This window comes from Hymenobacter ruricola (genome assembly GCF_015694525.1).
GTDB classification, from domain to species: Bacteria; Bacteroidota; Bacteroidia; order Cytophagales; family Hymenobacteraceae; genus Hymenobacter; species Hymenobacter ruricola.
The window spans coordinates 617,205-634,369 of sequence record NZ_JADQDM010000002.1; the positions used below are offsets into that span (position 1 = coordinate 617,205).

General features: G+C 64.3%; 14 protein-coding genes. 10 read left to right on the plus strand and 4 right to left on the minus strand.

What is annotated here, in order from left to right; genetic code table 11:
- Window positions 1-260 precede the first annotated feature (260 nt).
- Both I2H31_RS06745 and I2H31_RS06750 read left to right on the plus strand, forming a co-directional pair.
- Window positions 261-2,198: a M28 family peptidase gene (locus I2H31_RS06745; RefSeq protein WP_196292228.1), complete on the plus strand. Its 1,938-nt coding sequence runs from the start codon at window positions 261-263 to the stop codon at window positions 2,196-2,198.
- A gap of 223 nt (window positions 2,199-2,421) precedes the next feature.
- Window positions 2,422-2,886, plus strand: coding sequence for a transposase (locus tag I2H31_RS06750; protein WP_196292229.1), 465 nt, complete (start codon window positions 2,422-2,424; stop codon window positions 2,884-2,886).
- 40 nt (window positions 2,887-2,926) lie between these two features.
- Here the strand turns inward: I2H31_RS06750 and I2H31_RS06755 are convergent, their stop codons facing one another.
- Complete coding sequence (locus tag I2H31_RS06755; RefSeq protein ID WP_196292230.1) at window positions 2,927-3,532, minus strand: helix-turn-helix domain-containing protein; 606 nt, start codon at window positions 3,530-3,532, stop codon at window positions 2,927-2,929.
- Between the two features lie 196 nt (window positions 3,533-3,728).
- Between I2H31_RS06755 and hisS the strand changes: the two genes are divergently transcribed.
- Window positions 3,729-5,162 (plus strand): histidine--tRNA ligase, encoded by a 1,434-nt coding sequence (hisS, locus tag I2H31_RS06760; RefSeq protein WP_196292231.1) that lies wholly within the window; start codon window positions 3,729-3,731, stop codon window positions 5,160-5,162.
- A gap of 422 nt (window positions 5,163-5,584) precedes the next feature.
- Window positions 5,585-6,409, plus strand: a complete 825-nt coding sequence (locus I2H31_RS06765) for a hypothetical protein (protein ID WP_196292232.1) — start codon at window positions 5,585-5,587, stop codon at window positions 6,407-6,409.
- A gap of 2 nt (window positions 6,410-6,411) precedes the next feature.
- Here the strand turns inward: I2H31_RS06765 and I2H31_RS25625 are convergent, their stop codons facing one another.
- Together I2H31_RS25625 and I2H31_RS06775 are read right to left on the minus strand one after the other, a co-directional pair.
- Window positions 6,412-8,061 carry a T9SS type A sorting domain-containing protein gene (locus I2H31_RS25625; protein WP_196292233.1) on the minus strand — a complete coding sequence of 550 codons (1,650 nt, stop codon included), beginning with the start codon at window positions 8,059-8,061 and terminating at the stop codon, window positions 6,412-6,414.
- 265 nt (window positions 8,062-8,326) lie between these two features.
- Window positions 8,327-10,054 carry a T9SS type A sorting domain-containing protein gene (locus tag I2H31_RS06775; protein WP_196292234.1) on the minus strand — a complete coding sequence of 576 codons (1,728 nt, stop codon included), beginning with the start codon at window positions 10,052-10,054 and terminating at the stop codon, window positions 8,327-8,329.
- Between the two features lie 351 nt (window positions 10,055-10,405).
- Between I2H31_RS06775 and I2H31_RS06780 the strand changes: the two genes are divergently transcribed.
- Window positions 10,406-10,654 (plus strand): hypothetical protein, encoded by a 249-nt coding sequence (locus I2H31_RS06780; RefSeq protein WP_196292235.1) that lies wholly within the window; start codon window positions 10,406-10,408, stop codon window positions 10,652-10,654.
- On the opposite strand, the gene I2H31_RS06785 is transcribed toward I2H31_RS06780, so the two are convergent.
- On the minus strand, window positions 10,602-11,375 hold the full coding sequence (locus I2H31_RS06785; protein ID WP_196292236.1) for a hypothetical protein: 774 nt from the start codon (window positions 11,373-11,375) through the stop codon (window positions 10,602-10,604). The two genes, I2H31_RS06780 and I2H31_RS06785, sit on opposite strands and share 53 nt — an antisense overlap.
- Before the next feature lie 284 nt (window positions 11,376-11,659).
- Between I2H31_RS06785 and hutH the strand changes: the two genes are divergently transcribed.
- The 5 genes from hutH (at window position 11,660) to I2H31_RS06810 (ending at window position 17,124) form a co-directional block, all read left to right on the plus strand.
- Window positions 11,660-13,153, plus strand: coding sequence for a histidine ammonia-lyase (hutH, locus tag I2H31_RS06790; protein ID WP_196292237.1), 1,494 nt, complete (start codon window positions 11,660-11,662; stop codon window positions 13,151-13,153).
- A 116-nt stretch (window positions 13,154-13,269) separates the two neighbouring features.
- Complete coding sequence (locus I2H31_RS25455; RefSeq protein ID WP_196292238.1) at window positions 13,270-15,288, plus strand: T9SS type B sorting domain-containing protein; 2,019 nt, start codon at window positions 13,270-13,272, stop codon at window positions 15,286-15,288.
- Between the two features lie 111 nt (window positions 15,289-15,399).
- A complete protein-coding gene (locus tag I2H31_RS06800) occupies window positions 15,400-15,738 on the plus strand; it encodes a YbaB/EbfC family nucleoid-associated protein (protein WP_196292239.1) in 339 nt (112 codons plus the stop codon).
- Window positions 15,728-16,777: a glycosyltransferase family 2 protein gene (locus tag I2H31_RS06805; RefSeq protein WP_230687513.1), complete on the plus strand. Its 1,050-nt coding sequence runs from the start codon at window positions 15,728-15,730 to the stop codon at window positions 16,775-16,777. The genes I2H31_RS06800 and I2H31_RS06805 overlap by 11 nt, the downstream gene beginning before the upstream one ends.
- A gap of 77 nt (window positions 16,778-16,854) precedes the next feature.
- Window positions 16,855-17,124 (plus strand): hypothetical protein, encoded by a 270-nt coding sequence (locus tag I2H31_RS06810; RefSeq protein WP_196292240.1) that lies wholly within the window; start codon window positions 16,855-16,857, stop codon window positions 17,122-17,124.
- Window positions 17,125-17,165: the final 41 nt, after the last annotated feature.

Sequence of the window (17,165 nt, forward strand, 5' to 3'; positions counted from 1 at the left end):
ATTTTCCCTGATACCACCCCGCTTTTCTCTCCTTCTTTCTGCAAGCAGCTCCCGTCGCCAGCTCCTTTGGCGGCGGGAGTTTTGTTTTAACGCCTTTGGAGCCGGACATCTGTAATGCCCGGCACATCGGCGCGATTAATGGGCTGGCTCTTGCCACCGGGTGGGGCATTGGCCGGGCCGTACTTTCGCGCGACGGACGGGTAGCCGCCGCTCATTCATTCACTCTGCAAACCCTTTTTTCTCTTTCACTACTTCTTTCTATGTCAAAACACATTCCCCTCGCCGTCGCGTTGTTGCTGGCCGCGGGCACTGTTTCCGCCCAATCGGGCAAAGTCAAGGTGAAGACCAAGCCCGGGAAGACGCCCACCGCGGCCACGGCTACCGCCGCTGCGCCCACGGACTGGTCGGTTACCTACGCCAACGGCATCACGGCCGAAGGCCTGCGCCAGGACCTCACCGTGCTGGCTTCGGACGCCTACGAAGGCCGTGAAACCGGCAAGAAAGGCCAGAAAATGGCCGCCGACTACATCGCCAAAGCCTTTGCGGCCGACGGCCTGGCCGGCCCCGTCGCGGGCGGCGACAACCCGTACCTGCAGCACTTTGGCATGAAGCGCACCTCGCTCGACCTGCCGGCCAGCACCGTGAAAGTGGGCGGGCAGTCGTTTCAGGGCAAGCGCGATTTTTATGCGGTGATGACCAAGGCGTTTGCCACCCCGGTGGCGCTGCAGCCGGTGTTTGTGGGCTACGGCATCAAGGAAGACAAGTACTCGGATTTCGCCACGGCGGTCGATTACAAGGGCAAAGACATCGTGCTGCTGGCCGGCGAGCCCCTCAACGCGCAAGGCAAGTCGCTGCTGGGCACGGAGGGCAAACCCAGCCCCTACGCCCCGGCCACGCTGGCCGGCCTTGGGGCCCGGCGCCGCGCCATTTTTCCGCTGGGCGCGCGCACCATCATCCTCGTGATGCCCACGGCCGAAGCATTTGCGGCGGCCCCCAAAGGCTTCGAGCAGATTATCGACCGCGAGGACCTGGAGTTTGACGACGCGAAGGAGAAGCCGGGCGGGTTCAACATCCTGGTGGTTTCGCCCGAAATGGGGGCCAAGCTGCTGGGCACTACCCCGGCCGGGCTCGACAAATACCGCCAGAGCGTGGCCAAGGCCGGCAAAGCCGTGGCTTCGCCCTTCAAGCCCGCGGCGGCCACGGCGCAGGCCGTCATTAAAACCGAGCCTTTCACCACCGAAAACGTGCTGGGCTACCTCGAAGGCACCGACAAAAAAGACGAAGTATTGGTGGTGTCGGCGCACTACGACCACCTCGGCATCAAGGACGGTGTGGTGTTCAACGGGGCCGACGACGACGGCTCCGGCACCTCCAGCGTGCTGGCCATGGCCCGCGCCTTTGCCCAGGCCAAAAAGGACGGCCACGGCCCGCGCCGCAGCATCCTGTTTCTGGCCAACACGGGCGAGGAAGAGGGCCTGCTGGGCTCGCAGTACTACACCGAACACCCCATTTTCCCGCTGGCCAGCACCGTCACGGACCTGAATATTGACATGGTGGGCCGCGTGGACAGCCTGCACGCCGGCAAGGGCGACTACGTGTACCTGGTGGGCGACGACCGCCTTTCCGACGAGCTGCACACCTTGAGCGAGGCCACCAACCAACAGTACAGCCCGCTGGCGCTGGACTACAAATACAACGACCCCAACGACCCCGAGCGCATCTACTACCGCTCCGACCACTACAACTTCGCCAAGCACAATGTGCCGGTGATTTTCTACACCAGCGGCGACCACAAGCAGTACCACAAAGCCACCGACGACGTCGACCTCATCGACTTCCCGGCCATGGCCCGGCGCGACCAGCTCATCTTCCACACGGCCTGGGCCCTGGCCAACCGCGACACCCGCGTGGCCCTGAAACCCGAGTTTCTGAGCACCGGCTTCACGCCCGCGGCCGCCGACCTCGACCGTTACGTTGGCACCTACGCCACCCCCAAAATTCCGCTCAAAATCACCTTCACCAAGGAAGGCAACACCCTCAAGTCGCAAGCCACGGGCCAGCCCGCTTTCACCCTGGAGCCCGTGAGCAAGGACGTGTTCAAGTTCGACCAAGCGGGCATTCGCGTGGAGTTTGCGGCCGACCAGCCCACCTTCAAGCTGAAGCAGGGCGGCGGCGAGTTTGAGTTTAAGAAAGAGTAGCTGGCCTCATTGTGTAAGGTAAGAGACCCGTCGTCGGTTCGTCCGGCGGCGGGGCTTTGTGCTATTAAAACAATGTAGGGCGGGGCCTGCCCCCGCCCGTCGTTGGCTTCGTTGAGCTTGGATTGAACGTATTCGTTGTTATCGAATAAACGACAGGGCGTTCTACTTTCGTCGTTCAACGATGGGCGGGGACAGGCCCCGCCCCTACGTCGTTCACACATTTATGCAGCCTGATTCTGAGCGCCGCAGCATTCGTTACGGGGGCTATGACTATAGCATGGCTGGCTATTATGCCCTGACTGTCTGCGCCAAAAACAAAGCCTGCTTATTTGGCACCCTGGTTACAAGCGGAACGTTGCAACCGACGCTGTTGGGCCGCATCGTGGCCGACGAGCTGGCAAACATCCCAGTCCGTTTCCCGACGGTACGCGTCGATACCAGCATCATCATGCCTAATCACCTACACCTGATTCTGGTGCTGGCCCGCAATCAGGTTGTGGCCTTAAGCCAGGTGCTGGGCGATTTCAAAACGGGTTGCTATGGCAAGTGGCGGCAACAGCTTTCGACAAGTGGCCAATCCGCTCCACCCTCGTGCTGGCAGCGCAATTATTACGAGCGCATCATCCGCGATGCGGCAGAGTTGGAGGGCTACCGCCGCTACATCCTCGACAATCCGAACAGGTGGTAGGGGCGGGGCCTGCCCCCGCCCACCGTCAGGCAGCAATCGTTCAACGACGGGCAGGGACAGGCCCCGCCCCTACGTCGTTCGACCCTTTCAACGCCTTTTCCAAATGCGCAATTTCTGCCTGCAGACCGGCCAGGCGCGCTTCGCTCAGCGCCCGGGCCGGCACCCCGAAGCGGCCCAGGTCGGCCACGGCGTTTTCGGCCATGCGGGCGGCCCAGGCCAGGTTGGGCGTAGCGGGCTCATTGGGCAGCCCGGGCAAGGGCGCGCGCGGCGGCAACGCCGCCAACTGGCCCGGCAACGCCCGGCGGCGGCGGGCCGCCTCCAACTGCGGCAGCTGTCGCCGAAGCGAAAAATCGATGTTTTTGGCCTCGTGTTGGCAGGTTTTGAGCCGCCATTGCAATTCGTCGAGGGTGTTGGCGGTGGTTTCGGCGGGGTCGGGTGGCAAGGGAGCCACCGGGGTGGGACTATGCTGCGGCATCAAGCCCAACAGGGGCAGCAGGCGCCAAGTGGCCAGCATGGGCAGGGCCCGGCGGTCGGCTTCGACATGGGCCAGGAGACTGCGGTCGATGCCCAGGTACTCTGCCAAATCGGCTTGGCTGAACCCGAAATAGATGCGGACCTCCCGCACAATAGAATCACTGTACCGCATAAGTAGCTTCTGGATTTTGTCACACATAACGATAATTTTATAAAATAAGTGACAATATTTGTCACTTATTTTTTTGTCAACGTCCTATTTGTGACTGCCGATGTCACAACTTTATATCACTTGTTATTTTTGTGACATGCGTTGTTTGAGCTAGACGCCGGGTGGGGACAAGCCCCGCCCCTACCTTTGCCCCGTTATGCAAAAACCCAGTATTCCCAAAGGCACCCGCGATTTTGGCCCCGCGCAGGTGGCGCGCCGCCAGCACATTTTCAACGTCATCCGCCGCACGTTTGAGTCGTTTGGCTACGCCCCGCTCGAAACGCCGACGCTGGAGAACCTGTCGGTGCTCACCGGCAAGTACGGCGACGAGGGCGACCAGCTGCTGTTCAAAGTGCTGAATTCCGGCGATTTTGCCAAGGAAGTGACGGCCGAAGACCTGGCCACCGGCTCCAAAGCCCTGCTGCCCAAAGTAGCCGAAAAAGGCCTGCGCTACGACCTCACCGTGCCCTTTGCTCGCTACGTGGCCATGAACCGCGGCACGCTCACCTTCCCCTTCAAGCGCTACCAGATGCAGCCCGTGTGGCGCGCCGACCGACCCCAGCGCGGCCGCTACCGCGAGTTTTACCAGTGCGACGCTGACGTGGTAGGCACCGACTCGCTGCTCTGCGAAGCCGAAATTGTGCTGATGATGGCCCAGGTGCTCAACGGCCTGGGGCTGGATGATTTCACCATTAAAATCAACCACCGCGGCGTGCTGCGCAACATCTACCAGGCGCTGGGCGGCGAAGGGCGCGAGACGGATTTGTTCGTGGCCATCGACAAGCTCGATAAAATCGGCCGCGACGGCGTGAGCAAGGAGCTGCTGGAACGCGGCTTCTCGGCAGGTACCGTCGAAACGCTTTTTGAGCTGCTGACGGTGGAGGGAACCTACGAAGAGAAGCTGCAGCGGCTGCTGGCGGGCTTCGTGACGGCCGGCGTGGAGCCCGACGGCGTGCGCCCCAGCACTCCCGATGTGGAAGCCGACTCGCCCGAACCGCTGGCCAACTACCGGGGCCTCACCGAGCTGGCCGAAGTGCTGGACCTGCTGCGGGCGTCCGGCTTCCGGCAGTTCGACCGGCTGGAGTTTGACCCCACGCTGGCGCGGGGCCTCTCCTACTACACGGGCTGCATTTTCGAAGTCAAAATCAACAACGTGCAGATGGGCAGCGTGAGCGGCGGCGGGCGCTACGACAACCTCACGGGCTCCTTCGGGCTGCCGGGCGTGTCGGGCGTGGGCTTCTCGTTTGGCGTTGATAGGCTCTACGACTGCCTCGAAGCGCTGGATTTGTTCACCGTGACGGCCGAAACGCCCACCCGCTGCCTTATCACCCACTTCGACGTGGCCAGCGGCCGGGCCGCGCTGCCCCTGCTGGCCGAACTGCGTGCCGCCGGTATTCCGAGCGAGCTTTACCCCGACGCCAGCAAGCTGCAAAAGCAGTTCAAGTACGCCGACGCCAAGGGCATTCCCCTGGTCATCATCATGGGCCCCGAGGAAGCCGCGGCCGGCGTGGTGAAAATCAAAATCATGCGAACCGGCGTGGAGCGTGTGCTGCCTATGGGCGAAGTGGTGGCGGCCCTCACGGCGGAGTAATGAAACGGACCGGCGCGGGCTGGCAACGGGCCGGCGGCTTACTTATTGCGACTGCTTTAATTAGCTGTCAGCCCGACCAGCCGCACGAACAAGCGGCCCGCACGCCAACAAAACCGGCGCCACCAATTGCAATGGCAACTGCCCAGTTGCCGCCTTGCACCGGCGAACGCCAAGCTGCCATGGAAGCGGAGGCCCCCAAGGCCGGTCCCCCGGGCTGCCCGCCCCAGCCGCCACGCTTTGGTCGCCTAGCCACGGGCCCGGTGTTTCATCGCTATACCGGCACGCTAGGCGGGGAGCGTGTTACCGCCGAGCTAGGCTGGGCGCGGCCGGACTCGATAACCGGCCGCTTCTACCGCTGGCGGGGCGGGCCGGAATACCAGCTACACAATTACGGCGGCCGCCAGGGGCCTTTTCGCCTTTCCGTGCGCTACGTGGACGGGCCACGGGACCAGGATTTCGGTACCTGGCGCTTGTGGCAGGTGCCGGGCTTAGTGCTGCGCGGTGTCTGGCTCGATTCAGCCGGCCGGCGTCAGTCTTTTGCCCTGCGAGAAGACTATCGCCAGGGCGCCCGCTACGATATCCAGACGCTGACCGTCAGCGGCCGCGAGCCGGGCCTCACCTGTTACTCCTCAAGTCTCACCCGCGACTACCTGCACCTGCGCGACACCTTGAGCCTTGGGAGGCGGCACTTGCAAGTGCCTACCCTGTCCGCTCGCAAGCGCCAGTTGCTGGCTGCTTTCGAGCGAAACGGCGATACCTCATACTATTTAAGTGTACGCCTCAACGACTTTAACCTGCTTAGCTATCAAAATTTTTATGAGTTGTATTCCATTGGTGGCGGACGGCATAACGGCTTCGAAAACGGACTGCTCGACCTAGCCACCGGCCACCGCATAACGCTGGCCAGCCAGCTGCAGTCCGGCTACGAGCCAATGCTGCGGCGCCTGCTCACCAGCCACCTGCGGCGTGATTTTGGTAAGGAGCCGGCCGCGCCCGGCCAATCCGTTAAGTCCGAGCGATTGCTCGACCTCCCCACTCCTGACGATGTAAGCTTCAGCGGCCTGGTGTTGACGGGCGCGGGACTGGAAGGCAGCTATCTGCCGGAGGATATAGTGTCGGTGCTGGGGCCGGAAACCAAGGTGTATTCTATTCCTTGCCCTGTTCTCATTCCCTACTGTGAGTTACGCCCGCTGGTGCGCCCCGGCACCCCACTGGCCCGCATGCTGGCGGCACGGGGGCTGTGGTAGCATTACTCCACCGCCACGCGGCGGCTTACCTCTTGCCCGGCCACGGTGCCGCGCAGCACGTACAGCCCCGCCGGCAGCCCGCGCACCGACAGCGACGCCGCGCCATCGGCAAACGTCCGCACCAGACGGCCTTGCGCATCAACCAGCCGCAAGTCGGTCAGGCGTTTTCCGCCGGGCAAACGCAGCTGCACATCTGAAGCGGCGGGGTTGGGAAACACCTCCAAGCCCAGCGCCGCGGCGGCACGTTCCGTGGCGCTGAGCAGGGACCCGGAGCTCTGCATGCGGCCCACGGCGATGTCGCGCCCGGTGGTAGCCGCGCCCGGCGACGACCAGTACACCTGCACCGAGCCGTTGGGCTGGCCCACGGGCACGTAGTCGAGCTCGTAGGGTTTGTTGTCGGCCACCTCATGCAGAATGACGCCGGGCGCGGTGAAGGCCAGGGCGCCCGAGGGCAGGAGTTTCTGGGTCCGGAAGTTGGCGCCGTTGGTATCCGTGGTATAAAAGGCCATCACCGAGCCGTTGTCGGAAGGCGCCAGCTTGGGGCGCGGGGCCCCGGCCGACAGCGGGTAGACGGCCACGCCGTTGGCGGCCCAGGCCAGGGTGCCGGCGGCGTCAATTTTCTGGGCGTAGCACTTATAATCGAAGTTGCCACTGCCGCCGCGGGCGTCTTCCCATATCATCCACAGCGCGTTGTTGTGCCAGATGGCATTGGGATTGGTTTGGAACGCGGGGTCGGTGCTCAGGGCCACGTAGCCGGGGGACGGCCAGCCCAGCGCGCCACTGGGCAGCACTTTCGACACCAGCGGGTCGCCCCCGTTCGAGGTGTAGGCCACGTAGAGGTTGTTGGCCGGGTCGGTGAGCAATTGCCAGTCGGAACCGCGGCCTAAAGCGCCCCCAGCCGAAACGATGGTGTAGTTGGCCCAGATGCTTGTGCCCGCAGGCCCGAAGCGCTGGGCATAGATTTCGGCCCCCAGCCCACCCGAACTGGCCACCATGTAAAACCCGTCGGCCCCGTCGCCCACGGTGTGGTAGTAGTCGAGCGCAAAACCACTGGGCGGCACCACCTGAATTTGTCGGTCGTTGCTGGGAAAAGCCAGGGCCCCGGTGAGGCTTACTTTGTTGAAGGTGAAGCGGGCGCTGCCGCCGTTCAGGGCCAGCGCGTGGGTGATGGTGGCGCCGGTGCTGGTGGGGATGATGTTAAGCCCCTGCTCGCTTTCGTAAATAACGTCGGGCAGCACCCGGGCCGCAACCACGGTGGGCGTGGCCCACTGCGCCACGCCGGCCGTGTTGTAGTACTGGCAGCGCACCGTGTCGCCGCCCACCCCGAAGGCGCCCTGCACCCAGGCCACCAGCAGGCCGCTCTGCCAGGGAATGGCGCGCAGGCCGAATATTTCTCGGCTGCCGGTCTGGAACAGGCGCAGGCCGTTGACGGGCAGCAGGGCGTTGCCGTTGGCGTCGAGGTGCTGGGCGTAGATGCCGGTGCCCAGGCCGGTGCGGTTGCCGTTGCGCTGGTCAATCCAGACGCTGAAGGAGCCGCCCGCCCCGTCGGCAAAGGCCTGCACGGCCAGTTGGTTGCCAGCAGCGTTGCACACGAACTTGGTCGGGCTGGGGGTGGTGGCAAATTGGGCGCGGGCCGGTGCGGCTAGTAGCACGACTAGTAGCCAGCAGCAGGACAACCACCGGGAGGCCCAGCGTAAAGCAACTTGCTTCAGATTGAAGCAGCGAAGAGCAAGAGTAGTGAGTTGCAGCATGACGTAACTAGATTATTTTTGAATAAAAGCCCCCCTTACATCGCACGTTCTGCGCATATAAAGCCTAGCTAAGTTATGGTGCGTGAGGCAACTATGGTAACATTGGAGTGTGCAGGCTCACTGGATGCTTCGGCGGCGCTGGCTATGCCGGGCTTTGTGTTTTCCGCTATTCCACCATCACCCGGCGGCTGACTGCGTGCCCGGCCAGCGTGGCCCGCAACACGTACAGCCCCGCCGGCAGCCCGCGCACCGACACCCCCGAAACATCCGCATAGGTGCGCACAATCCGTCCTTGCGCATCGCACAGGCGCATATTCGTTGCCGTAGCTCCAGCCGGCAGGCGCAACGTCAGCGCCGAAGTGGCCGGGTTGGGGTACACCTCGAAGCCGGCGGCTGCAGCGGCGCGCTCGGCCACGCCGAGCAGCGAGCCCGAGCTTTGCACCCGTGCGGTGAGGATATCCCGGTTCAGGCCTGAGCCAGCTACGCCCCCCGACGACCAGTATGCCTGTACCGAGCCGTTGGGCTGACTCACCGGCGCGAAATCCAGATACACCGACGTGGCATCCAGCGTGGCCGGCTGGTCATTCACCAAAGAGTTCAGCACCACCCCATTGACGGCGAATGCGGCCGCGCCCGTTGGCAGCAGCTTCTGGGCCTGGAAAGCAGTGTTGGTCCGGTAGAAGGCCATCACCGAGCCGTTGTCGGACGGCGCCAGGCGCGGGCGCAGGTACTGCGCCGCTTGGTTGTACACGGGCGCTCCGTCGGGGCTCCAGGCCAGGTTACCGGCCGCGTCTATCTTCTGGGCGTAGCAGCTGTAGCTGGTTGTTCCCAACCGGTTGTCTTCCCACACCATCCACAGGGCGTTGTCGTGCCAGATGGCGTGCGGGTTGGCTTGGCGCGAGGCGAAGGGGCACAAGTTCACGTAGCCGGGGCCGGGCCATCCCAGCGCGCCGGTGGGCAATATTTTCGATACCAGCGGGTCGCCGTCGAACGAGGTCCAGGCCACGTAGAGGTTGCCCGCCGGGTCGAGCACGGGCTGTGGGGTGCCATCGCCCCGGCCCGCCGGCCCGTCGGCTGAAAGCACTCTATTGGCGCTCCACACCGCACCAGTGCTTTGAAAGCGTTGGACCTGTATGCCAATGGAGTACGAGCTGTGGGCAACCAGGTAGAAGCCGTTGGCGCCGTCGCTGACCGTGCGGTAGTTGGGCAGCGGATAGTTACTGGGCGAGACCACCTCAACTTGGTTGGTATTGAGAGCCCAGCGCACGGCCCCCGTGGAGCTCACCTCGTTGAAGGTGAAGCGGGCGCTGTTCCCGCCAATGGCCAGGTCGTGCGTGATGATGGCACCCGTGCTGGTGGGAATGATGTTCAGGCCATTTTCGGAAACAAAGATGACACTGGGCGTAGCCGCAGTGTTGCGGCGGGCAATCAGGGCCGGCTGGGCCCACTGCGGGGTGCCCGCGGCGTCGTAAAACTGGCAGCGCACGCTGTCGCCGCCAATGGTGAAGGCGCCCTGCACCCAAGCCACCAGCAGGCCGCTGTTCCACGGAATGGCTTTCAGGCCCCAGATTTCGCGCCCCTTGGTTTGAAACAGGCGCAGGCCGTTGGCGGGCAGCAGCGGGTTGCCGGCTGCGTCGAGGTGTTGCGCGTAGAGCGCCGTGCCGGGGCCACTCTGGCTGCCCGCGCGCCGGTCAATCCACAGCGCGTAGGCCCCGCCGGCCCCGTCGGCAAAGGCCTGCACGCCCTGCTGGTTGCCGGGCGCGTTGCACACATATGCGGTTTGCGTAGGCGTGGTGGGGAATTGCGCGCGGCCGGGCCCGGCTAGTAGCATCAGGAATGCGCAAAGTGCACCCAGGCGGGAGGCTGAAGAAAATGGTAGTCGAGTAGTTTTCATGGCAGGAAAGGATGGAAGGCTAAGGGAAAGGCGCCTTGTGATAGGCGGATGCAATATAGGTAATACTGTATGTTTTTCTTTTATAGCCAAGCTAGTTCAATTTCCGCTTCATACTTGCCGTTGGCTGTGCAATGCAAGTTGCTGCCAAAGGTGCAGGGGCCGCCCCGGCGCCGCTGGCTTTATCGCTCAGTGCCCGCACCCTGCTGCAACACAGCATCGGTGCGCGGACCAGCGACCAACCTAGTTGTTGGTCGACGGCAGTAAGTCGTTGGTATAAAAATCAGATTGCGAACTCTTTGCCCGGTTGCAGGCCAATATATCTACCTGCGGTCACACCCACCCCTAATCGGCATGGCACAGATAGCAAACCCGGCGGTGGCCGCCGCTATGCGGGCAATTGACGAGCGGCGCTGGCTGCGGCACGGCCTGTTCTGGCTCGTGCGCACGGTGCTGATGACGTGGCTGTTTCTCTACGGCCTGCACTCGACCACCGACTGGCACGTGGCCCTGCGCGACTCACTGATTCTGCTGCTACCTGCTCCTTACTCTACGGCGTGCTGCCCTGCCCTGGCCCCCGCCTTTTCGCAGGAAGCCCGGTAGTGGATGCCGCCGTACAGGCGCGAAATCCCTGCCTCCGTTCCGGTCTGCTCAAACGAAGTGTAAGAGCGCACGCCTGTCCCAAACTGCACGCAGCCGTGGGCACCCACAGGCCGGGGCCAGTGGGCGGGGTGTAAGCGGTGGCATTGTCGTACCCATCGGTGCGCGACCATTCTAAAACGGCCGCCCCGACTTTCTTACCAAAGTCAATGGAGCGGGCTTGCGAGGCAGCATCCGCGCCGTTCTGGTAAGCAGCCACGTTGGCGGTTTCCAGCGAATCAATCGTGGCTTTGTTGGCCGCCGAAGCATTGGGGAATATCCCCCGGTTAATGGTCGCCAGGGCCGCATTGGCGCTTAGGGCCCAGTTATAGGCCAGCGTCTTGTCGGCCACGGGCAGGCCATTCAGGCCGTTGAGCTGGCCAGCTAAGGACGTAGCTCCTGCGATGCCCGGCACCACGGCTTCGCAGCCCGCGACGCCGGAGTAGCCGAAGGGCCGGCCAAAAATATTAAGCGGCCCCGCCTGCGTGGTGCGGACGAGTTCCAACTGCAGGTTGAGCCACGACTGGGCAACATCGGCCCGGTACGACGCGGCCGGCGCCGAAGGGTTGGCCGGCGTGTCCGTTTTCGAGTCGGAGCAAGCCATGGAGCCCAGTAATAGGAGCAGAAGCAGCAGCCAGGCAGCAACGGGCTTGAAGGGTGCAGCTATTTCAGGAGTGTGTTGCATGGGGTTTGAACGAGAATGAAGTTGGAAATCATGCGTTAGAAGCAGACGGTGCGGCCCTGATAACTGTCTAAAACTACCCGCCTCTATCAGGCGCTGCCAGCTTAATAGCCCAGCCGTGCGCGGGCAAAGGCGACGCCGCAGCGCGATGGATTAACGACCTGTTCTGTCGTTTATCGACCGCACCAGGTGGCTGGTCGATGGCCGGCGCAGGCGACCTTCACGCTTGCCGGGGAAATGATTCTATTTTTGCAGCCACCCCCAACCGCCCCTCACCCCTTCTTTTAATGCCCACCCATACCATCTCGTCCGCGCAGCCCCTCACCCTGGCCGCGCTGGCCACCGTGCTGGCCGACGGCCACCCCGTGCAGCTCGGCAACGACGCCAAAGCCCAAATTGCCGCCTGCCACGCCTACCTGCACCAGCGCCTCTCGCACGACGACAAGCCGATTTACGGCATCAACACCGGCTTCGGCTCCTTATATAATGTGGGCATTGCGCCCGAGGAGCGCGCCCAGCTGCAGGTGAACCTGATGATGTCGCACGCCTGCGGCACCGGCGCCGAAGTGCCCCAGCACCTGGTGCGCCTCATGCTTTTCCTCAAGGCTCAAAGCCTGAGCTACGGGCACAGCGGCGTGCAGGTGGCCACCGCCGAGCGCCTCGTGGCCATGTACAACCGCGAAATCCTGCCCGTGGTCTACGAGCAAGGCAGCCTGGGTGCCTCCGGCGATTTGGCTCCCTTGGCCCATCTGTGCCTGCCCCTGCTGGGTCTGGGCGAAGTGAATTATCAAGGATACCGACTGGCGGCGGCCGACGCCATGAGCCTGTTTAGCTGGGAGCCCATTGCGCTGCAAGCTAAGGAAGGCCTGGCGCTGCTCAACGGCACGCAGTTCATGCTGGCCTACGCCGTGGAAGGCGTGCTGCGCGCCCAGCAGCTGGTCAGTGCGGCCGATGTCATCGGCGCGCTTTCCACCGAAGCCTTCGGGGGCTGTACCGACCCGTTCAACGAGAACCTGCACCGCATCCGGCCGCACGCCGGGCAGGTGACGGTGGCCCGCCGCCTGCGCGAGCTGCTGGCCGGCTCGGAGCTGCAAACCCAGCCGCGCCACGCCGTGCAGGACCCCTACTCTTTCCGCTGCCAGCCGCAGGTGCACGGCGCCTCGCGCGATGCCCTGGCCTACGTGGCCCAGGTGGTGGAAACCGAGTGCAACTCCGTGACCGACAACCCCAACATCTTCCCCGACGAAGACCTGATACTAAGCGGCGGCAATTTCCACGGCCAGCCCCTGGCCCTGGCCCTCGACCACCTGGCCGTGGCCGTGGCCGAGCTGGGCAGCATCTCGGAGCGCCGCACCTACCAGCTCATTTCCGGGCAGCGCGGCCTGCCCACCTACCTGGTGGCCGAGCCGGGCCTGAACTCCGGCCTGATGATTCCGCAGTACACCGCCGCCGGCATCGTGAGCCAGAACAAGCAGCTCTGCACGCCCGCGTCGGTCGACAGCATCGTGAGCAGCAACGGCCAGGAAGACCACGTGAGCATGGGCGCCAACGCCGCCACCAAGAGCCGCCGCGTGCTCGACAACGTGGAGCAGGTGCTCGGCATTGAGCTGCTCACGGCCGTGCAGGCGCTGGCCTTCCGCCGCCCCGGCCGCACTTCGGCTGAGCTGGAGCGGGTGGTGGAGGCCTTTGGCAAAGAAGTCAACTTTGTGGCCCGCGACCGGGTGCTGTACCCCGATTTGCACAAAGCCGCGGCCTTCGTCCGTAAGTTTGACTGGCAATAAGGCGCCGGCTGCGCTTTCAAAGGAAAAGCGGCAGCGCGGCTTTGGCGCCAAGCGCGGCCTGAATTTTGCGCGCCCCGGGCGCTAAGCCGCTGCCTTTTGCGTTACGAGTGCTGTTTATGAAGCTGGTGAACCGCTATTTCTTGCTCCTGACCCTGTGGCTGGGGGTGGCCGCTGCCGCCCGTGCCCAGGTATGCCCTTCGCCAAACCAGCCCGCCTGCACGTTCGATGCAGTAGACAACGTTAGCGGCCAAGTGGTTACCTCTTTTTGCGTGGGCAAGCCGGTGCGCTTCGTGCTGGCCTGCGGCCGCAATATTCTCCCCACCGAGCTGTATTATGGCGTGCGGCCCGGAGTAAGCACTGTTTTTCCCGGTTGCAAACCATCTACCTCGCCGAATGCCGCCACTTTCGTGTATACCCCCACCCGGGCTGATGTAGGACCAGTTACTGTTTCGGAGCTGGCCACCGCCGACCCCACTGCGCCAGGCGGCTCTACCTACTATATCCGTAACTACCAGGTCTACGACAACGTGGCGCCCGCCTTCACCGTGGCGCCCTGCCCCAGCAGCAACGCGCTGATTACCATTACCGACCTCACCTACGACTTCTACTCGGTGCAATTTGGGACCAATCCGCCGGTGAACCTGGCGCCGGGCCAGCGCCGGGCGGTGGTGCCGGTGCCCGGCGGGGCTACGTCCGTGACGGTAACCGGTCATTACACGGCGCCCAACATTTGCGAAAGCCTACCGGCCACGCAAAACATTGCGCCGCTGCCGCCACCCCAAACGCCACTTTTCACCACCCTGACCCTGCTGGCGCCCCTGCCCGGCGGCACGGCCACGCTGGCCATTGGGCAGTTGCCCACCGGCTACCTCTACACCCTGCAGCGGACCGATGCCAGCGTGCCCGGCGGCTTTGCCACGGTAGCCAGCCTGCCCGCCAACGCCAGCAGCTTCACGCTGACTGGCGCCGTGGCCGGCGGCTACCGCGTGCGCCGCACCGACCCCTGCCACCTCGATTCCGCGTTTTCGCCGCTGCGCTACCCGCTCAGCCTACGGGGCACGTCGACCCAAAACAGCAACCAATTGCTGTTTGACGACGGCGGCAGCCCGGGCACCACCTACACCGTCACGCGCGATGGCAACAACCTGCCAGGGTTCACGCCCATTGCGGGCGGGGGCGGGCTGGAAGACGCCACCGGCGAATGCGGCACCAGCTACCGCTACGTGGTGACGGCTACCTACCCCGACGGCGGCAAGTCGGTTTCCAACGAAGTGACCATTCTCACGGCTTCGACACTGCCGCCGGCCCGGCCGCTGCTGCTGGCCAGCTTCAACGTGCGCAACGTGGTGGAGCTGACGCCGTTGCTGGCCAGCCCGCCGCTGGGCAAGGGCAGCACCCTGTTTTACCGCCGCACGGCGGGCGCCAACGCCCCCGCCGATTACGGCACCGCCACCACGCTGCGGCCACAACGTGATTCTTCGGCCCTGACGGAGCTGCGGAAGGCGCCGCCCTGCTACTCGGTGCGGGTGGTGGACGTGTGCGGCAACGCCTCGGCCGAGAGCCCCAGCACCTGCCCCGCCCTGCTCGCGGCCCGGCCCACCGATGCCGCCGGCACCACCACGGCCCTGACCTGGTCCGCCTTCACCGGCCCCGACCCCACCGCGCCGGCCACCTACGTGCTCCAGCGCCTCGGCCCCGATTTCAGCGTGCTGCCCAACCCGGTGCCGGTGAGCGGCGGCAGTTACACCGACCTCGGCCCGCCCACCGACGAGCAGGTGCTGCGCTACCGCCTCCAAATCAGCGGGGCGGGGCTGCCCGCCAGCGCGGTGAGCTACTCCAACGTGGCCACCGTCATGCGGCCGCTGTTTCTCACCATTCCCACGGCCTTCACGCCCAACGGCGACGGGCTGAACGACGTGCTGGAAGTGAAGGGCAAGTACTTGAAGGACTACACCTTTGTGATAGTGGACCGCAACGGCCAAGAGGTTTTCCGCGGCTCGCAACGCGCCGACGTGTGGGACGGGCGCATTCAGGGGCACGCGCCGGTGCTGGGCACCTACGTGTGGCGCTTCCGGCAAGACAACGCGGACGGCACGCCCTTCACGGCCTCGGGCTCGGTCACGATTTTGAAGTAAGCCCTAGCCGCTGCGAACCCTGGGGCCATTTCCGGCGTCTTTGAGGAAGCAAGTCGCCCACTTTTGGGCTTTGGCTTGTTCCTGCTAATACAAAAACTGTTAACTGATACCATGGCATTCGACCTGACCGGCATGATGGGCAAAGTGAAAGAGCTGCAAGACAAGATGCAGCAGGCCCAGCAGGAAATTCAACACCTCACCGCCACGGGCGAGGCCGGCGGCGGCCTGGTGCGCGCCACGGCTAGCGGCCACCGCAAGGTGCTCAAGCTCGAAATCGACGAGAGCCTGCTCACCCCGCAGGACCGCGACATGCTGGCCGACCTCGTGGTGGCCGCCGTCAACAAAGCCCTGGACGAAGCCGCCGAGCTGGCCCGCCAAGAGCTCCAACGCAAAACCAGCGGCCTGATGCCCAACGTGCCCGGCCTCGACCTGAGTGGCTTTGGCGCCTAGGCCCGCCGCGGTCGGCGCCTGCGCCGACGTGGCCATTGTCATCCTGAACTGGAACGGCGCGGGCTTCCTGCGCCGCTTTCTGCCCGGCGTGCTCACCCACGCCGACGGCGCCCGCGTCATCGTGGCCGACAACGCCTCGACCGATGACTCGGTGGAGGTGATGTCGCGCGAGTTTCCGCTGGTGGAGCTGCTGCTGCTGGAACGCAACTTTGGCTTCTGCGAGGGCTACAACCAGGCCCTGGCCCAGGTCGACAGCGACTTTTTTGTGCTGCTGAACTCCGACGTGGAGGTGACCCTGGGCTGGCTGCGCCCGCTGCGCGCCCTGCTCGAAGCCGGCCCGCGCATCGCCGCCGTGCAGCCCAAAATCCTCGCCCACGCCGACCCCACGTACTTCGAGTACGCCGGCGGCGGCGGCGGCTACCTCGACCGGCTGGCCTACCCCTTCTGCCGCGGCCGGCTGTTCGACACCCTCGAAAAAGACCACGGCCAGTACGACGACCCGCGCCCCGTGGCCTGGGCCAGCGGCGCCTGCCTGCTGGTGCGCCGCAGCGCCTGGCAGGCCCTGGGCGGCCTGGAACCGGCCTTTTTCGCGCACATGGAGGAAATTGACTTCTGCTGGCGCCTGCAGAACGCGGGCCACGAGGTGTGGTACCACGGCGGCAGCGCGGTGCACCACGTGGGCGGCGGCACCCTGCCCAAAACCAACCCGCGCAAAACCTACCTCAACTTCCGCAACGGCCTGACGCTGCTCTACAAAAACGCCGCGCCCGGCGAGGTGTTCTGGGCCATGTGGCAGCGGCTGGTGCTGGACGGCGTGGCCGGCATGAAATTTCTGCTGGGCGGCGAGTTCGGCAATTTCCGCGCGGTGCTGCGGGCTCACTTCAGCTTCTACGGCAAGCTGGGCTACTGGCGCAAGCGGCGGCAGGCGGCCCGGCCGCACCTGCGCGTGGCCGAGCGCCAGGGCGTGTACAACGGCAGCCTGGTGTGGGCCTACTTTGCCCGGGGCAAGCGGCGGTTTTCCGATTTAGGCATCAAATAAGGTCTTCATTCGGCCGGGGCTATATTTGGCGGCCGTTGCGTAGCCGTTGCGCCGCCGTCTTCCCGTTTTGCTTACCGATGCAAAAAGCCCTTCTCCTGCTGCTGGCTGGCACGCTGCTGGTCCTAACCTCACTGGCCCCGGCGTCGGCGCAGGGGTTCCACCGCTTTGGCCACGCCAACCGCGCCCTCACCAAAAAGAAAGAGCATTCGACCAAGCACGTCAAGCACCGCGATAAAACCAAAAAGGTGAAAAAGCGCAAGCCCAAAAACGGCGAGGAAAAGCGCCACAAACAAGCCAAACAGCAAGAGCTGAACCGGGAGGCCAAGAAATACGACGCCGAGGAGTAAGCCAGTCGCTCAACAGTCCTCTAAAAAGCGTTGGCCGGTGC

Excerpts from the sequence above, each read along its gene's own strand:
- I2H31_RS06745 (WP_196292228.1), top strand. The coding sequence starts at position 261 with ATGTCAAAACACATTCCCCTCGCCGTCGCGTTGTTGCTGGCCGCGGGC.
- I2H31_RS25455 (WP_196292238.1), top strand. The coding sequence starts at position 13,270 with ATGAAGCTGGTGAACCGCTATTTCTTGCTCCTGACCCTGTGGCTGGGG.
- I2H31_RS06750 (WP_196292229.1), top strand. The coding sequence starts at position 2,422 with ATGCAGCCTGATTCTGAGCGCCGCAGCATTCGTTACGGGGGCTATGAC.
- I2H31_RS06755 (WP_196292230.1), bottom strand. The coding sequence starts at position 3,532 with ATGCGGTACAGTGATTCTATTGTGCGGGAGGTCCGCATCTATTTCGGG.
- I2H31_RS06810 (WP_196292240.1), top strand. The coding sequence starts at position 16,855 with ATGCAAAAAGCCCTTCTCCTGCTGCTGGCTGGCACGCTGCTGGTCCTA.
- I2H31_RS06785 (WP_196292236.1), bottom strand. The coding sequence starts at position 11,375 with ATGCAACACACTCCTGAAATAGCTGCACCCTTCAAGCCCGTTGCTGCC.
- I2H31_RS06780 (WP_196292235.1), top strand. The coding sequence starts at position 10,406 with ATGGCACAGATAGCAAACCCGGCGGTGGCCGCCGCTATGCGGGCAATT.
- I2H31_RS06800 (WP_196292239.1), top strand. The coding sequence starts at position 15,400 with ATGGCATTCGACCTGACCGGCATGATGGGCAAAGTGAAAGAGCTGCAA.
- I2H31_RS06775 (WP_196292234.1), bottom strand. The coding sequence starts at position 10,054 with ATGAAAACTACTCGACTACCATTTTCTTCAGCCTCCCGCCTGGGTGCA.
- hisS (WP_196292231.1), top strand. The coding sequence starts at position 3,729 with ATGCAAAAACCCAGTATTCCCAAAGGCACCCGCGATTTTGGCCCCGCG.
- hutH (WP_196292237.1), top strand. The coding sequence starts at position 11,660 with ATGCCCACCCATACCATCTCGTCCGCGCAGCCCCTCACCCTGGCCGCG.